Source organism: Panacibacter ginsenosidivorans (assembly GCF_007971225.1).
In the GTDB taxonomy this organism is placed as follows: Bacteria; Bacteroidota; Bacteroidia; order Chitinophagales; family Chitinophagaceae; genus Panacibacter; species Panacibacter ginsenosidivorans.
Map to the genome: position 1 here is coordinate 3,729,813 of NZ_CP042435.1, position 17,723 is coordinate 3,747,535.

Genomic DNA, 17,723 nt, shown 5'->3' on the forward strand with positions numbered 1-17,723 from the left:
GCAAGATTTATTTGTTGAGTGATAAATTAAACATTGTGGCAGGGCATTGCCTGTTGCTTCGGATACAAAAACCTGTTGTTGTTCTGTGTTTGCAAGGTTTTACAACAGCTTCATTTAAAATGATAATACCATTTTCTGTTGTATTGCCAATCGTGTTTTTATAGGCTTTTGTTAGTAATGTTTGCTGGTTCATACGGCAAATTTTCTTTGTTATTGACAGATCAAAAATACCATTTGATAATAGCTGTTTTCTACACTTGCAATAGCCAGTTTTTGTGCTGTATTGATATTTTATAAGTAAATTGAAGCTATAAAGTATATTCAAAGACAAATAAGCGTAAATTTTAGAAGCCCGGCGTTTCAGTTTTATGGCATCTTTACTTGCGTCGCACTCTTGTACTTCCTGATCAATGTTCAGCAAAGAACAATGCGTAAAAGAGTGCGACGCAACGATGCTTTATAGTAATATAACAGCCCGGCTCCAAAGAGAAAATATTATTATGTAATGAAAGTAAAACTAGAAGCAATAAAACCCGGCATCGATAGTTCATTTGCCATTTTACTTACACCAAAGCTGAATGAAATTTTTTACTGGCATTTTCATCCCGAGTATGAAATTGTGTATGTAGAAGCAGAGACAGGTGTGCGGCATGTGGGGGATCATATCTCTAAATATGAAGGCAGTGATCTTGTTTTTATTGGTCCTAATATCCCGCATCTGAATTTTGATTATGGCGTAAAGACAATTGCCGAGACTGTAGTGATACAAATGAAAGAGCATTTTCTTGGTCAGCCTTTTTTTGCGTTGCCTGAGATTGCAGCCATAAATGATCTGTTTGAACGTGCTAAAAGTGGTGTTGCATTTCACGGTGAGACAAAAAGAAATGTTGGAGAAAAATTAAAGCAAATTCCATCGCTTCCGCATTTTCAGCAACTGATAGAGTTGCTGCAGGTATTTCAACTGCTTGCTACCAGTGAGGAATATACCTTGCTGCACAGCAGGCCCATTGCAAATGCCTCGATACTAAAAGAACAGCAACGATTACATAAGATCTATCATTTTATAGAAACCAATTATCAAAAAGATATTGATGTAAATAAAGTTGCCGCGCTTACAAATCTTACTACGGCTGCATTCTGCCGGTATTTCAAAAAAACAACCCATCTTACTTTTACAGATTTTCTTAATCAGTATAGAATTAACCAGGCAAAGAAATTATTACTACACGATAAGAATGTAACAGAAGCCTGTTATGAAAGTGGCTTTGAAAACCTTTCTCATTTTAATAAGACCTTTAAAAAAGTAGCAGGTGAAAACCCTTCGCAGTTTAAAAAACGCCACGCCATAAATTGAATGATGAAACAAGTATTTGTAAATTTCAGTTTAATGTTTTATATTTATTTTCCTCGAATGTTTAAACCGTTTAATATCCCACGATTGCCATCACACTAATCATTGAAAGCACAGTTAAGGTTTTGTATTGCATAATTTAAAAACTTTACTGTATGAAAAAGCTTCTTTTTATTCTTCTCATTTCTATTTTATACGTTGCGTGTACAGGTAATCAATCTTCATCCAAAACCACAAATGACAGTACATCTGCTTCGGTTAAAGAAGCGCTACTAACTATGCCTTATAAGGCAAGTTATTCTTCGGATATATCTGTTGGCAAACAGTCAGATGCGTTAACAGTGCTTAATTCTTATAAAGCATGGGAAACAGGCGATATGATTGCCTTTGCAAATACATTTTCCGACTCTGTTTATTTAAATTTTTCCGATGGCTCTAAATTGACGGGTACAAAAGATTCTATGATGAAGATGGCAAGTAAATACAGGGATAGTATTGCATCTGTAAAAATAGATATGGATGTTTGGTTACCCGTGCATAGTAATGATAAAAATGAAGATGCTGTTTTGGTTTGGTATAAAGAAATTGATACTTATAAAAGTGGTAAAATCGATTCTATTTATTACAATGATATTAATGGCATCAAAGATGGCAAGATCAATTTCGTTGAATCAATGGCTATGAAGTACAAAAAATAATGATAGGTTTAGTTTAGTCCGTGCCCAGCTGCGACCCTGGTATTTTACCGGGGTTTTTATTTTAATGGAATTTGTATAATGCTCAATTATTGTATTGCGGCGCAAGAGTGCGACGCAACAAAAGTTTAATTGTAGTAATGCAGGTTGGGTCATAATAAAAAAAGCCCGTCATAAGACGAGCTTTAAAAAAATAATCTTAGAATTTATAACTCAAGTAAACTCTTTACAGGATCTTTTCCGATCAATAACAATTCAGGATTTTCAAGTAATTCTTTTACACGTACTAAGAAACTTACACTTTCTCTTCCATCAATAACACGGTGATCATAACTCAATGCTAAATACATCATAGGTCTTATTACTACCTGACCGTTTATCGCCATAGGCCTTTCCTGTATTTTATGCATACCAAGAATACCACTCTGTGGAATATTGATAATGGGTGTGCTCATTAAACTGCCAAACACACCACCATTTGTAATAGTGAAAGTGCCACCCTGTAGTTCTTCCATAGTAAGTTTGTTATCTCTTGCTTTGCCTGCAAGTTCAACCACTTTCTTTTCAATATCGGCCATGCTAAGACTTTCTACATTGCGGATAACAGGAACGGTTAAACCACGTGGAGTGCTTACTGCAATACTGATGTCTGCATAATCATGATAGATAAGTTCGTCGCCATCTATATATGCATTCACAGCAGGCCATTCGCTTAATGCAATGGCACAGGCTTTTGTAAAGAAACTCATGAAGCCAAGGTTTACGCCATGCGCCTTGCTAAAGGCATCTTTATATTGTTTGCGGGTATCCATGATGCGCCCCATATCCACTTCGTTGAAAGTGGTGAGCATGGCAGTAGTATTCTTAGCTTCAACCAATCGTCTGCTGATAGTTTTGCGCAGGTTGCTCATTTTCTCTTTACGTACATTACGTGTAAAGAGTTCCTGGCCTGCAAAGGCTTTTTTGCCAGGGTGTGATAAAGCTTCGAGCACATCACTTTTCATGATCTTGCCACCAAAGCCGGATGCTGTAATAGAAGAGGGATCTACTTTCTTATCAGCGATTATAGCGGAAGCTACCGGAGTTGCTTTTATATCATTGGTAACTGCTGTAACCGGAGCTTCAACAACAGCAGGTTTTGCTTCTGCTTTCGGAGTTTCTTTTTTTGGAGTTTCGGCTGAAACATTTACAGTAGCAGGCTTTTCGGCTGTTTCATCAATGTGTGCCAGCACAGAACCAATATTTAAAGTATCACCTTCTTTTGCAATGATCTTAAGAGAACCAGCCTGTTCGGCATTTACTTCAAAAGTCGCTTTTTCGCTTTCCAGTTCGGCAATAACCTCGTCCCTGTCAACATATTCGCCATCTTTCTTTACCCATTTCAATAAAGTAACTTCACTTATGGACTCGCCAACCGCTGGAACTTTTATTTCAATCATAACCTTCTTTTTGGGATTGCAAACCTACTTTAAAAAGGGGAATTTATATTCAATTTTTTAGTATGGGTTTATGTACCCTTCAGCAGTATCAAATGGCATCGTCCCTTGCGTCGCACACTTTTACATTTGTATTTCATGGCAATAAAAACAAGTATTGAAAAAGATCATGAGCAACATGAAACACTTGGCAAAAGAAAATTGTATTGCTGATATGTGGATGAGATCACTTACTCTTAATCGCAGCAGCATGCTGTGCATTAATTACCGTAACCTTTGTACGCTGCAGGTTTTGTTGCCTATAATTTTGAGAAAGAATTTCATTTAGGCGTATAAGAAGCAACTCAGCAGATTGGTCATTGATCTTGCGCAGGAAATAACCATCAAAAGTTTTGTCTGTCCAGATTGCATAAGTAAAACACTGCAGTATAGTTTTTATATCTACGCTTTTTACCCATTCTTCCATAGCGGAAATACCGTTAGGTTTGTTTTGTATAAAAGAGTAATCTGTATCTGCAAAATTATTCTGGCAAAAGATCTCTATAAAAGAGTCTATAAACTGCTGTAATGTAATTTTACTGCCTTTTACCGGCTTTGTTTTCAATGTAAGGATAGAACCCCCTGTTTTGAATACACCGCGATAATCAGCTAGCTGTTGCAGCGCTGCAATTTGATATTGATTGAATTCCTGTGGCATCGTCCGTTTAACTAAATTAGTATTATGCACAGGTTATTTAGAGTCTTTCATACTTATTTATATACATTTTAATTTATGTATTAAAGCAGCATTAAAACAAGCTTGAATTTTACATTCATTTTATTAGTTGCTCAGGTAAATTCAATTTATAAGCACATTTTTTCTTTAACCTTGTTACAGTAATTTTGCAGCTATGTCAGTGTTACACAACAAAATTTCCAACGCCGAGCTTAAGCGCAAAATGATGGAAGAAACGGAAAACCGTGTTACCATTAGCTTCTATTGTTATTTTACCATTGTTGATCCCAAATCTTTCAGGGATTGGTTGTATAAAAATCTTTTTGCTTTAAAAGTGTTTGGGCGTATTTACATAGCACATGAAGGAATTAATGCCCAGATCAGTGTTCCTGAATCAAACTTTGAAGCAATGAAGCAATTGCTTTATTCAATCGAACCACTCAACGGATTACGATTGAATATTGCTATAGATGATGATGGGAAATCATTTTGGGTACTTAGAATAAAAGTGCGGGCAAGAATTGTTGCTGATGGCATTGATGACCCTTCCTTTAGTATGCAAAATAAAGGGAAGTATGTAAACGCAGGTCAGATGAATGAGCTATTGAATGACCCAAATACGATTGTGGTAGACATGCGTAATCATTACGAATATGAAGTAGGACATTTTGTAAAAGCGCTGGAAGTGCCATCTGACACCTTTCGCGACCAATTACCCATGGCAGTTGACATGCTGAAAGGTAATGAGGAAAAGAATATCATTATGTATTGCACAGGAGGTATACGCTGCGAGAAAGCGAGCGCCTTTATGTTGCACAAGGGATTTAACAATGTTTTCCATTTAGAAGGAGGCATCATTAATTATGCCAGGCAAGTAAAAGAAGCCGGACTAGAAAGTAAATTCATTGGAAAAAATTTTGTTTTTGATGAGAGACTCGGCGAAAGAATAACAGAAGATATCATAGCCCATTGTCATCATTGTGGTAAGCCATGCGATACACATACCAATTGTAAAAATGACGGCTGTCATTTATTATTTATACAATGCAAAGAATGTGCTACAAAATATGATGGCTGTTGCAGTATTGAATGTAAAGACACATTGCATATGCCCGTTGAAAGGCAAAAAGAAATTCGAAAAGGTATAGACAAAGGACAGAATATATTTAATAAAAGCAAGACCCGCCTAAGACCAAAATTAAAAGATATTGCAGGCAGCTAAAACTATGAAACCGGGTTAACTTAGTCCCGGTTTCACAATGTTATGTGTTATTAATAAATTCAAATGATCTAATAGCGTTTGCGGTCTTTATTATATCCACCACCATTGTTATATCCCCCGCCACCTCTTGAATCCCTATCTCTGAAACCGCCACCACCAGAAGGGCGATAACCACCACCCTGGCCGCCTGAAGAGGGACCCCTGCCTCCACCGCCAGCTGCGCCGCCGCGATCTTCAGCAGCTTTTACTACCAATGGTTTTTTGCCAAGTGAAATATCATTTAGATTTTCTATGGCGTCATTTGCTTCTGTGCTGTCGGGCATTTCTACAAAACCGAAACCCCTGCTTTTACCAGTTTCTTTGTCTAACGTGACCTTTGCCGATTTAACAGTACCGAATTTCTCAAATATTTCTTCAAGTTCCGCGTCGTCCAAATCATAAGGAAGACCTGCTACGAAAATAAACATGTTGGTGCTTTTTTGTAAAAGTACATATTTATAATTGTATTGTTTTCTCAATAATAATGTGGTTCCATATAAACACGATGAAAATCAGGAACGTGCTCGGTAAAAACATATAAAAACCTTTATGTTTCAGCACATATTCCCTTTGAAATGTAAGTATTCGGTAAAATAATACTCCGAAAAGACATTTGTTAAAAAGCGTAACGAAAACATCCAAATCGGGAGGTTGCATTAACGCAATTTTTCATTTTAGCCCGCTTATAGCAAAACATTGGTTAAAGCAATTTTTATAAGCATGCTTCGGAACACAGTTTGCATTTCTACTATAAACTTATTAATCAACAAATAAAATTTACAGTTATGAAAACAGTTTTACATTCCAATAATGAAGCAAAAAAATTTACCGTATTTATGCTTGTTGCTGATCTTGTTTTTATCAGCTTATTGTTTCTAACACACATAAAATAAAGGGCATAACATATTTGCTAAAGAGATTGTATGCTATTAGTATACAATCTCTTTTTATTTTATTGAATACAGCATATTTTATTGTGAGCCTGGCTGAAATACTGCTATTAAACATTGTTGCGTCGCACACTTGTACTTTTTTTATTTTATTCAGCAGACACAAGAACAGTTGTTGAATTTCATTACCTCCTGACGGGTTATTGTGCTGAAATAATCGTCGCCGTACAAGAGTGCGACGCAAGAGAAGCCGGATACGTATTCAAAAGCCCGGGCAAAACAAAGTTTACTGTGCTACATCTTTGCTGTAAACATTACGTATATCTTTTGTGTTCAGTAAAGAACAATAATTATATATGATCACCATAAATCCTGAAAATAAATGGCGACGGAATATTTCAAAGACATTTTGGTTGTACACAATGGTTGCATTATATGTTATTGCGGGGATCAATCATTTTGTAAATACAGCAACATATTTAACCATAATGCCCCCATGGCTGCCCTGGCCTGCAGAGTTGATTTTTGTAAGTGGTGCATTTGAAATATTTTTCGGATTGCTGCTTGTGCCACTTGCTACACGAAGTATTGCCTCGCTGGTACTAATACTTTTATTGATCGTTGTATTTCCAGCCAATATTCAAATGATGTTAAACTATATACAGGAAAATAATCCATATAAATGGCTTAGTATTCTGCGGCTGCCTTTGCAGTTTGTACTTATAGGTTGGGCATATAATTATTATAAGCGACCGGCTCTTATAAGACCAATATAATAACAATGATGATTTTTACCGGCGAAGACATTCAGTTGTAATTTACATCCATCCATATTTCATAAAAGAATAAGCACTAATTTTAGCCAAACGATTGTGTTATGCTATATAAGGATTTAAGCACTGTGCATGCTTTGGTTAGTAATCTCTTTCAACAGCCAAAAACAAAAGAAGAATGGGAGCAATACAAATTAACTGACGACCAGGTAAATTTTTTTAATGAAAACGGATACCTGCCTAATATAAAAATGCTGGATGAAAAACAGATCGCCGTTATTAAATCTGAGATAGAACAACTGGCCGATGTAAAACATCCGGGTCATCATTTATTTTATGAATTTCACAGTAATGAATCTGCTGATCCCTCTACCATTTTATTTCATGCATTGGGTGCGTGGCGCATAACAGCGGGTTTGCATGATGTATTATGGAATCCACGTTTTGTTGTGGCAGCAAGCCAGTTGCTGGGCAATGCACCGGTACGTTTCTGGCATGATCAATTGTTTTGCAAACCACCCAAAAAAGGTGGTGTTGTTGCATGGCACCAGGATTATTCTTACTGGACAAGAACAAAGCCTGTGGCGCATCTTACGTGCTGGTGTGGCCTCGATGATTCAACTGTTGAAAATGGTTGTTTACAGTATGTTCCGGGAAGCCAGCGCTGGGGTTTGCTTGATAAACCTGAGCTTGCAGGCGACATGATGGAAATTGTAAATTATCTGACAAGAGAGCAACGCAAAGAATTCAATCCTGTGCACGTTCCTACAAAGGCCGGCGAAGCTATTTTTCATCATTCGCTTACTCTGCATGGCTCCGGCGAAAATAAAAGTGAGCAGCCACGCAGGGCTTTTGTAATCAATGTTTTTAAAGATGGAGTAGTAAGCGATTCTGATGATGTATTGCTTAGCGGTGTGCCGCCTGTGCATAAAGGTTCGAAAATGGAAGGACAATTTTTTCCATTGCTATTTAAGGGTATTGATGGTTAATTTTTTTGATGCCAGCTACAGTATTACATGGCATCACCTCTTGCGTCGCACTCTTGTACTAAAACATTTTAATTGAACTAAAGAACCGCTGGCTAAATATTATTTATTTATTTTTTATTTAGCATGGAATTAAACAACGAATAGCGGCCCGGAGGGCCGCCATTCTCATAATTTTTTTTCGGTAAAATTAGTTATGTAGTGCTTTATCCAAAGCATCTAACAAGCCATCTTTGGTTTTATCATCAGCTAATTGCCAGAACATAATACCATTCAGTTTTTGATCAACTGCATATTTTGTTTTTAAAGTAATGGATCTTTCATTATCGAAAGTGATGATCTTTTTCTTTGCGGCATTATACATATAAGGTGCTTTGGCAACATCATCCCAATGATAAACATACCCTTCTTTTTGTAAGGCGTCCATGTCAAAATCTTTCCAGGAAAAACCGCGGTCAAATTTGCCAGGCTGGTATAAACCATTATTGGCATCAATATCTGTATCAAAAATGCGTGCATAAAATGCAGCGCCAATCACCAGTTTATTTTTAGGGAAGCCAATAGAGTCAAGATAATGTACAGCATTATTTGTTGATTCAAGTTGTTGTGGGGTAGAATAAAGTGGTGTGTGATGACCTGTGACTTTACTATAGCCATGCACAAGATCATAGGTCATCAGGTTGACTTTGTCAACAAACGGAACGATCTTATCCCATTCAATTGATTGCTGTAAAAATTTTGTAAAGCCACCTGCGGCAAAACTTATTTCATATTTTTTGCCGAGGGTGTTCCGTAATGTTTGTAGCAGCAATGTAAAATTATGTTTGTCCTCAGGTGTATAACGATGACCGGGATAGCCTTCTATTGCAGGATATTCCCAGTCAATATCTATGCCATCTGTTTTGAAATATTCATTCAGGTGTTTTACGGAGGCCGCAAACTCGTTGCGTCCCACGTCTGTAGAAAACACCAGTGAACATGGCTCACAACCACTCCAGCCGCCAATTGATAAAATTATTTTTAGTGAAGGGTTTCTTTTTTTTAATTCAACGAGATGCATAATGGTTAATGAATCATTCTTGTTATCAACATTTAGTTGATTGCCTTTTAAGTGACAGAAACTATAAATGATATGGGTTAGTTTTTCAACAGGATATGCATCTATATGTTGTGCATCTCCGGCATAGTAAGCTATTACAGATATTTTTTTGTTGTTCGTTTGTGCTGAAACAAAAGTTGCCGAAACAATAAAAGTAAGAAGCAGTAATTTTTTCATTGTATGTTATTGTATTTGTATGGTTTATTTGATATTGTTTATTGCTGCATAATGATAAGAACGTACAAGTGAGTGACACAACAGAAGCCTAATAGCAACAGGCAGCTCAGTACAAAATGTGTTATAATATTTCTGCTACATGCTTCTTTATATTTTCTGCTATTTTCATGATGGGAAGATCATTTTCATCACCATCAAAAGGATCTTCGATTTCTTCTGCAATTACTTCAAGGCTGGTAAGCGCATAGAAAATAAAGGCTACTACGGGAATCGCCCAGTATTGTAAACTCAATACAAAACTAAATGGCAGTGTAAGGACAAAAAAGAAAATAAATTTTTTTAAAAAAGTACTGTACGAAAGTGGTATCGGTGTGTTTTTGATACGCTCACAGGCGCCACAGATATCTGTAAAAGAAATCAATTCGCCATTTAAAATAATAAGCTGATCGCCCGAAATTTTTTTTTCTTCATAAAGCCTGTTTGTTCTGCGAAAGAGTAACGACGCTACCTGGTTTGGTAAGTGTTTGCCGCTCTCTAACTGAAGCAACTCCGGATGATCTTTTTCATCTAGCTCAAATTTTGTGAGTTCACTCTTTAAATGAAGTGCCAGCACATTTGCATAGATGGATATTGTTTTGTTATAAAACTCCCTGTTGTACTTATCTTCCGAAGGGAGCATGGCATTTAGTTTTATAGCAAGGTTGCGGCTGTTGTTTACCAGGGCACCCCAAAGTTTGCGGCCCTCCCACCAGCGATCATAAGCACTGTTTGTTCTGAATACAAGCAGCATAGATATTACGAACGTAAGCATGGTATGCATCATGCTTACGTTCTTGATAACTTCTCTTTCGGAAATAAGTAGATACTTTAACTCGAGCCATGCTATGAGCCATGTAAACAAACCCATGCCGATCATTAGCGGCAATAACTTTCTTACGGTGTCAGACCGGCGAAAAAAGAAAATAAATTTAAACCAGTCTTTGGAATTGTATGTAAGCATGATTGTAAAAATAAAAAAGCGAAACAGTATTTGCTATGCTTTTTATGTCTTTTGCTACAATTAATTATGCAGGTATGATTACAACGTAAAAAATAAAAGACCAGGTTTTTACCCGGCCTTATTATTTGTGTAGTTGATATTAACAGGAACAGTAATTACTTATTTGGTTAGCATCATATTTTTTGTATCAATTTTTGCTCCATCTACTATCAATGAATACATATATTGACCTGCTGACAAGGCACCTGCATTTATAGTAACCTGGTTCAATCCATTGTTAAGTGTATAAGATTTAACCTGGCGGCCATCCATACCATATACAATGAGTTGCGCCTGGTGCATGGTCTCTGGTAAATAATATTGAATGCTTGTATTTTGTGTAAAAGGGTTTGGTACATTTTGTTTAAGGTACGCAGCGGTTGAAATTTTTGTAACTGCTGAATTTGAAGTAGCAGAAGAAACGCTGCCTTGTTTCATAGAAGCAATGGTGTTTTCAAGCTCTGTGACTTTTTGCTGTAATTCCTGCATGCCTTTAATCATAATCGGAATAAGCTCTGTGTAGTTTAATGCTTTGAAATCTATTGTTTCAGATTTGCCGTCAGGACTGCTTTCCATTTTTCCATCTGCTCCAACTTTGCCTGGCGCTTTTGCAAGAGCTGTTTCAAACTTTGTATCTTTTACAAGCGTAGGTAATATTTTTTCTACGTCTTGTGCTATAAGGCCATAATGTGTGCCCTGTGGAAGATTCATGAGTTTATAATTACCATCCTGGCGAAAATCATAAGTCTTTGGCCTGAGCTGAGTAATGATATCCATAGCACTGGTAACATCTTTTATATTTTGTTTCAGTTTTTGATCTGAACCCTGGTAGCTACCCGTGCTGTAAACATTACCTGCAAAATATCCTGCATAGGAACTGCTGTTACCGGTAGAACCCCATACACCTACATAGTTGGCAGAATAGCCAAGCACACCTGAGCCATTATAACAATAGCCGCCGGTGCCATAACCATAAGAGCCATTATAGCCATATACGCCTGAAGGATAGAAGGGATCCGAACCAGAGCCGCCTGCTGTGTAACCATATACGCCATAACCGGGGCCGGAGTTAAATCCATATAAAGCAGGGGATGTGTTTGTAGAAGAAGTATTTTCGATTAACATTCCAATACCGGAACCTGTTTTTGCACCAAATGCCATATAGCCATTTACGGGATCGTTAAATAAAATACCATTGCCTGCCGTTGTTGGATTTACTGCTAAAGCATAAGCAGAATTGGTAGCGCTGCTGCCAATGCCTACTGCGCCATTGGAACCGATATAAATGCCCGGAGAAATAGTGCCACTATGATTACCCATCCACACGCCACCACCCCAGTAGTTTAAATAAAGCGTATTGCCCGTGCCGTTATAGCGTGCCTGTATTTCATTGTTGTCGAATGCAAGATTGGAACCGCTGATGCTGCCAAGCAAAAAACTATCTGTTGTAGTTAAAGTAACGCCACCACCCACTGCAACGGTAAACCTTGCATCAGGCAGCGTAGTGCCAATACCAATTTTGCCACCGGGTAATATGCGCATCCTTTCTTTGTTGTTTGTCCTGAATACAATGGGCCTGTTATCTGTGGTACCCACAAAATTTAAATTGCCATTTGTTCCTGCATTACCATTTAGTAACCAGTTTTGTGCATTTGAAGAAAATGCTGCTGTGCATAATAAAATCACAGCAAGAAGTTTGGTGTTTTTCTGTTTCATAGTTTTGATTTTTTGTGTAAAAAATGAGTAAGTATTATTGTTCCTGTTCTTTCATAGAATTGGTACCCGTTAATTGGTAAGAAGTTCTGTGCATTTTTTGGCTACAGGCTTTTGTGCATATGGCATCGCCTGTTGCGTCGCATTACGTTCATCGTTTGGAACATTGCGGAGCTATAAAAATATTAGCGTTAAGTCTTTGGATTGTTACCAAAAATTTATGGCATTGAGGAAGTATATATCTTTCATAGTTTCGGTTTTCTTTTTATTGATGACACAAAAATAGCTGCCCCAATAAAGTTTTGTAAGCGGGAAACTACGTAACCTGCAAGGGATTTTTCTCTTATAAAATGTGTGAAAATATTTGCAGCCATAAAAACAAAAAGTACAAGTGAGTGACACAACAACCGATGCCATAATAATCTAAAGCCGGTTCCATAAAAATTCCTTACCGTTAATCACAGTTTTTCAGGGTTTAACAAACAAACTAACCCCTGTTATTGGCTAATCAATACATTTGCGGCAACCTAAATAATACTATTCTATGCACATTCTGAAGAAGCTCTCTATGGTTACAGGTGGCTTTTTGCTGATGACTGTTGCAGTCAAAGCGCAAAAAGTTGACTTTACCGAATATGACCTTGCTAATGGCCTGCATGTAATTCTGCACCAGGATAAAACCGCACCGGTTGTAGCTGTTACTGTTTTTTATCATGTTGGTTCAAAAAATGAAGAAACAAGCCGTACCGGTTTTGCGCATTTCTTTGAACATCTTTTGTTTGAAGGCACAGACAATATTAAACGCGGCGAGTGGTCAAAAATAGTCTCCTCAAATGGCGGGCAGGAAAACGCCACCACATCGCAGGACCGCACATTTTACTACGAAGTATTTCCCAGCAACCAGCTTGAGCTGGGTTTGTGGATGGAGAGTGAACGCATGCTACATCCTGTAATAAATGAAGTTGGCGTAAAAACACAGAATGAAGTGGTGAAGGAAGAAAAACGTCAGCGTATAGATAACCAGCCTTATGGTCATTTCCTGGAAGAAATATTTAAGCGTTTGTTTACAGCGCATCCTTACCGATGGCAGCCAATCGGCTCAATGGAAGATCTTGATGCTGCAAAGCTTGAAGAGTTCCAGGCCTTCTTTAAAAAATATTATATCCCCAACAATGCCACATTAAGTGTTGCCGGTGATATAGATATTGAGCAGGCAAAAAAATGGGTAGCAAAATATTTTACTGATGTTCCAAAAGGGCCTGCAATTGTGCAACCCAATATACAGGAAGCACCTATTACAAAAGAGATCGTTGACACAGCATACGATGCAAACATCCAGATACCGGCTGTTATGGCTGCTTACCGTATTCCTGGTTTAAAATCTGATGACTCAAAAGTGCTGGAGCTTATTTCTAATTATTTATCAAACGGCGGAAGCTCCAAGCTTTACAAAAAAATGGTTGATGATAAAAAGAATGCATTGCAGGTTGGCGCATTTAATTATGCACTCGAAGATTATGGCGCATACATAACTTATGCATTGCCCAACAACAATGCCTCTTTGCAGGATCTGCTGAAAGACATTGATGAAGAAGTTGTAAAACTTCAAACAGATCTTATTAGCGAAGAAGATTACCAGAAACTCATGAACCAGGAAGAGAATGATTTTGTAAGCGCCAACACACGCATGCTGGGTGTTGCAGAAAATTTATCTGATGGTCATGTTTATTTCAACAACACAGGTCACATCAATGATGAGCTGAGCGATTACAAAAAAATAACACGTGAGCAAATAAGAGATGTTGCAAAGAAATATCTGAACAGCAATCAGCGTGTGGTGTTGTATTATTTGCCAGATACAAAATCAGGGAATAATTAATATTTATTTTATGAACCAGGCTTCCGTATTTCATAGCATCCAGGTTGCGTCGCACTCTTGTACGCTGCATCTTTTAGCAACAAGAGAACCTTACCGAATGTTACAAAGTTTATAAAGTCCCCCACCGGGGGATTTAGGGGGCCTATCAATCAATTATACAATGAAAAAAATATTTATAGCAGCCACAGGTTTACTGTTTGTAACAGCAACAATGGCGCAATCAGCTTTAGACAGAAGCCAAAGACCCAAGCCTGGTCCTGCTCCTGTTATTTCTTTCAAGGATCCTGTAATGTATAAGCTGCCAAACGGTATTACTGTTTTGGTTGTTGAAAATCATAAACTGCCAAAAGTATCTGCAACATATTCTATAGATGCTGGTCCAATAACTGAAGGCAGCAAAGCAGGCACGCTCGATATTATGGGTCAGATGCTCGGGGAAGGAACTACAAAAATGACCAAGGCACAATTTGATGAAGCAGTAGATCAAATGGGTGCAGATGTAAGTCTCAGCGCAGGTGGGGGAAGTGTTGGTGCACTTACAAGATATTTCGATAAGGCCTTTACTTTAATGACAGAAGCTTTGAAAAGCCCTGCATTTACACAGGAGTCTTTCGATAAAATAAAATCACAAACACTTACCGATCTTAAGTCAAACGAAAAAAGTGCAAAAGCTATTTCAGCAAATGTAGTAAGTGCGTTAGCTTATGGCCTTGATCATCCCAACGGTGAGTTTACAACAGAAGCAACAGTAAATAATATTACACTTGATGATGTGAAGAAAGCTTATGCTGCATACATCACACCATCACGCGGTTATTTAACTTTTGTTGGGGACATTACACCTGCACAGGCAAAGGCTTTGGCAGAAAAAACATTAGCAACATGGAAAGGCGTTGCGTTAACATTACCACAATTAAAAACAGTTGCTAATCCTGATAAAACAGAAATAGATCTTGTAGATGTGCCTAATGCGGTACAAAGTGAAATAACCGTTACCAATCTTGTTTCGTTGCCAATGAGCAGTCCTGATTATTTTCCTGTGTTACTTACCAATCAAATTCTTGGTGGTGGTGGAGATGCAAGATTATTCATGAACCTTCGTGAACATCACGGTTTTACTTATGGTAGTTATTCAAGAGTTAATGCAGGGAGATTCCAGACAACATTTGGTGCAACAGCTTCCGTACGTAACGATAAAGTTGATAGCGCCGTTGCAGAAATATTACACGAAATAGATACAATCCGCACCAAAAAAGTTTCTGCTGATGAATTGGCAAATGCAAAAGCAATTTATAATGGTTCATTTGCATTAGGTCTTGAAAACCCTGCTCGTACAGCAGGTTTTGCAAGCAATATTCTCATCAATAATTTGCCAAAAGATTTTTACAGAACTTACCTGCAAAAAATAAATGCAGTTACTGTTGATGATGTACAACGTGTAGCGCAGAAATATTTTAATTATAGTAACACACGTATTGTTGTAGTTGGTAAAGCTGCTACAGTACAAGCAGGTCTTGCAAAGCTTGGCTACGAAGTAAAGATGTATGACAAGAATGCAAAACCTGTTGCAACAAAATCAACTGCTGCAGTTAATATGACCGCAGACCAGGTAGTTCAAAAGTTTATTACCGTAAGCGGTGGTGCAGATGAATTGAAGAAGATCAATTCAATGGTGATGACTGCCAGCATGACTATCCAGGGCATGCAGCTTGATGCGGTTTCTAAAAAATTAGCTCCAAACATGGAGCTTACAGAAATAAGCATGAACGGACAGGTTGCAATGAAAGAAGTATTTGATGGCACAACGGGTTACCAGGCACAGATGGGTAATAAGTCAGATATGGGTGCTGATGAGATTGCACAGAAAAAAGATGTAAAAGGTATTTTTCCGCAGTTGTTTTATAATGATGGGAGTTACAAACTCGAAGTTGCAGGCATAGAAAAAGTGGGCGATGCAGATGCATATAAAGTAAAGATCACCACAGCTGCAGGTAACGAAAGCACCGAATATTATGATGCAGCTACAGGCTATCTTGTAAAGCAGGAATCTGTTGTAAAGCAGGGTGGCATGGAAATACAGCAGTCCACAGAATTAAGTAATTACAAAAAAGTAGGTACTGTTATGTTGCCTTTTACTTATAATGTTTCCGTACAAACGCCGCAAGGCAACCAGGATTTTACGATGGAAGCAAAAGAATATAAATTAAACGAAGCAATAGCGGCAGACGAGTTTAAGTAAGTAAAGAAATTATCTAAACTATAAAGAGCAGTTCATAAGTGAACTGCTCTTTTTTGTTGATCAGCAATAGGATTTCTATTTGGCTTTCGTTGCGTCGCACTCTTCATCTTCCTGTTGAATATTGAACAAAGCGTACAGGAGTGCGACGCAAGTAAAGTTTCATTCTTATTCAATGCCAGTTCAAAAAAATCTCTTTTGCCTTAATCCTAAACAACAAACGATAAATTGCCAACTCCTATATTTGCCTTTTAAAATTTGCCCGCCATGAACGAAAAGTTTGTTAACCGTATAAGAACAGAAGTTGCAGAAATTGAAGCAGCAGGTTTATTCAAAAAAGAAAGAATCATCACCAGTGAGCAAGGCCCCGAAATTGTAGTGAATGGCAAAACAGTGTTGAATTTTTGCGCCAATAATTATCTTGGTCTTTCCTCACATCCAAAAGTTATAGAAGCAGCACATAAAGCAATTGACACGCATGGCTATGGCATGAGCAGTGTGCGTTTTATTTGCGGTACACAGGATATACATAAAGAACTTGAAGCAAAGATCGCGCAGTTCCTCGGCACTGGAGATTCCATACTATATGCGGCAGCTTTTGATGCAAATGGTGGTGTGTTTGAACCTTTGTTCAACGAACAGGATGCAATTATTTCTGATGCATTGAATCATGCTTCCATTATTGATGGTATTCGTTTATGCAAAGCTGTTCGTTATAGGTACGAGCACAACAATATGGAAGATCTTGAAACAAAACTGTTAGACAGCTCTCATTTACGCAGCAGGATAATTGTAACAGATGGTTCATTCAGCATGGATGGAACTATTGCTCAGCTTGATAAAATTTGTGACCTCGCAGATAAGTATGATGCGATTGTGATGAGCGATGAATGTCATTCATCCGGTTTTCTTGGTAAGACAGGAAGAGGCACACACGAGTATCGCGGCGTAATGGGAAGGATCGATATTATTACAGGAACATTGGGCAAAGCATTGGGTGGTGCAAGTGGAGGTTTCACCAGTGGTCGCAAGGAAATTGTTGAAATGCTGCGCCAGCGTTCAAGGCCTTACCTCTTCTCAAACACTGTGACACCAAGCATTGTAGGCGCTTCTATCGCCGTGCTCGACATGCTTACAGAGACAACAGAGCTAAGAGATAAACTTGAATACAACACAAAATATTTCCGTACACAAATGACGGCAGCAGGATTTGATATAAAACCCGGCGATCATCCTATCGTTCCAATTATGTTGTACGATGCAGTTGTTGCGCAAAATTTTGCTGCAAAATTGTTGGAAGAAGGTGTGTACGTTATTGGTTTCTTTTATCCTGTTGTTGCAAAAGGTTTGGCACGCATTCGTGTGCAGTTAAGCGCCGCACACGAGCAACATCATCTTGATAAAGCAATAGAAGCGTTTACAAAAGTTGGAAAAGAATTAGGTGTGTTGAAATAAAATGCATTGCTGCCATAA

The 17,723-nt window shown here is 37.9% G+C and carries 15 protein-coding genes; 8 read left to right on the plus strand and 7 right to left on the minus strand.

What is annotated here, in order from left to right; genetic code table 11:
- Positions 1-7 precede the first annotated feature (7 nt).
- Complete coding sequence (locus FRZ67_RS15625) at positions 8-193, minus strand: hypothetical protein (protein ID WP_147190917.1); 186 nt, start codon at positions 191-193, stop codon at positions 8-10.
- A gap of 312 nt (positions 194-505) precedes the next feature.
- Here FRZ67_RS15625 and FRZ67_RS15630 point away from each other — a divergent pair, with 312 nt between their 5' ends.
- Positions 506-1,354 (plus strand): AraC family transcriptional regulator, encoded by an 849-nt coding sequence (locus FRZ67_RS15630; protein ID WP_147190919.1) that lies wholly within the window; start codon positions 506-508, stop codon positions 1,352-1,354.
- A 152-nt stretch (positions 1,355-1,506) separates the two neighbouring features.
- Positions 1,507-2,049: a nuclear transport factor 2-like protein gene (locus tag FRZ67_RS15635; RefSeq protein WP_147190921.1), complete on the plus strand. Its 543-nt coding sequence runs from the start codon at positions 1,507-1,509 to the stop codon at positions 2,047-2,049.
- Positions 2,050-2,252: 203 nt separating this feature from the next.
- Here the strand turns inward: FRZ67_RS15635 and odhB are convergent, their stop codons facing one another.
- Entirely contained in the window at positions 2,253-3,485 is a 1,233-nt protein-coding gene (odhB, locus tag FRZ67_RS15640) for a 2-oxoglutarate dehydrogenase complex dihydrolipoyllysine-residue succinyltransferase (RefSeq protein ID WP_147190923.1), read from the minus strand.
- A gap of 223 nt (positions 3,486-3,708) precedes the next feature.
- Positions 3,709-4,179, minus strand: coding sequence for a hypothetical protein (locus tag FRZ67_RS15645; protein WP_147190925.1), 471 nt, complete (start codon positions 4,177-4,179; stop codon positions 3,709-3,711).
- Positions 4,180-4,372: 193 nt separating this feature from the next.
- Between FRZ67_RS15645 and trhO the strand changes: the two genes are divergently transcribed.
- Positions 4,373-5,419: an oxygen-dependent tRNA uridine(34) hydroxylase TrhO gene (gene trhO, locus FRZ67_RS15650; protein WP_147190927.1), complete on the plus strand. Its 1,047-nt coding sequence runs from the start codon at positions 4,373-4,375 to the stop codon at positions 5,417-5,419.
- A 68-nt stretch (positions 5,420-5,487) separates the two neighbouring features.
- Here trhO and FRZ67_RS15655 read toward each other — a convergent pair whose 3' ends face one another.
- Positions 5,488-5,886 (minus strand): RNA recognition motif domain-containing protein, encoded by a 399-nt coding sequence (locus tag FRZ67_RS15655; protein WP_147190929.1) that lies wholly within the window; start codon positions 5,884-5,886, stop codon positions 5,488-5,490.
- 818 nt (positions 5,887-6,704) lie between these two features.
- On the opposite strand from FRZ67_RS15655, the gene FRZ67_RS15660 reads away from it, so the two are divergent.
- Both FRZ67_RS15660 and FRZ67_RS15665 read left to right on the plus strand, forming a co-directional pair.
- Positions 6,705-7,124 carry a DoxX family protein gene (locus FRZ67_RS15660; protein ID WP_147190931.1) on the plus strand — a complete coding sequence of 140 codons (420 nt, stop codon included), beginning with the start codon at positions 6,705-6,707 and terminating at the stop codon, positions 7,122-7,124.
- Positions 7,125-7,225: 101 nt separating this feature from the next.
- A complete protein-coding gene (locus tag FRZ67_RS15665; RefSeq protein ID WP_147190933.1) occupies positions 7,226-8,110 on the plus strand; it encodes a phytanoyl-CoA dioxygenase family protein in 885 nt (294 codons plus the stop codon).
- Positions 8,111-8,297: 187 nt separating this feature from the next.
- Here the strand turns inward: FRZ67_RS15665 and FRZ67_RS15670 are convergent, their stop codons facing one another.
- The 3 genes from FRZ67_RS15670 to FRZ67_RS15680 all read right to left on the minus strand — a co-directional run bounded on the left by FRZ67_RS15670 (position 8,298) and on the right by FRZ67_RS15680 (position 12,138).
- Positions 8,298-9,383 carry a glycoside hydrolase family 18 protein gene (locus FRZ67_RS15670; protein ID WP_147190935.1) on the minus strand — a complete coding sequence of 362 codons (1,086 nt, stop codon included), beginning with the start codon at positions 9,381-9,383 and terminating at the stop codon, positions 8,298-8,300.
- Positions 9,384-9,504: 121 nt separating this feature from the next.
- Positions 9,505-10,383: a bestrophin family protein gene (locus FRZ67_RS15675; protein WP_147190937.1), complete on the minus strand. Its 879-nt coding sequence runs from the start codon at positions 10,381-10,383 to the stop codon at positions 9,505-9,507.
- Between the two features lie 159 nt (positions 10,384-10,542).
- Positions 10,543-12,138 (minus strand): tail fiber domain-containing protein, encoded by a 1,596-nt coding sequence (locus FRZ67_RS15680; protein WP_147190939.1) that lies wholly within the window; start codon positions 12,136-12,138, stop codon positions 10,543-10,545.
- Positions 12,139-12,679: 541 nt separating this feature from the next.
- Between FRZ67_RS15680 and FRZ67_RS15685 the strand changes: the two genes are divergently transcribed.
- From FRZ67_RS15685 to kbl, 3 genes are all read left to right on the plus strand, one after another.
- Positions 12,680-14,014: a M16 family metallopeptidase gene (locus tag FRZ67_RS15685; protein WP_225975364.1), complete on the plus strand. Its 1,335-nt coding sequence runs from the start codon at positions 12,680-12,682 to the stop codon at positions 14,012-14,014.
- A gap of 160 nt (positions 14,015-14,174) precedes the next feature.
- Entirely contained in the window at positions 14,175-16,253 is a 2,079-nt protein-coding gene (locus FRZ67_RS15690; protein WP_147190941.1) for a M16 family metallopeptidase, read from the plus strand.
- A gap of 264 nt (positions 16,254-16,517) precedes the next feature.
- Positions 16,518-17,705, plus strand: a complete 1,188-nt coding sequence (gene kbl / locus FRZ67_RS15695) for a glycine C-acetyltransferase (RefSeq protein WP_147190943.1) — start codon at positions 16,518-16,520, stop codon at positions 17,703-17,705.
- Positions 17,706-17,723: the final 18 nt, after the last annotated feature.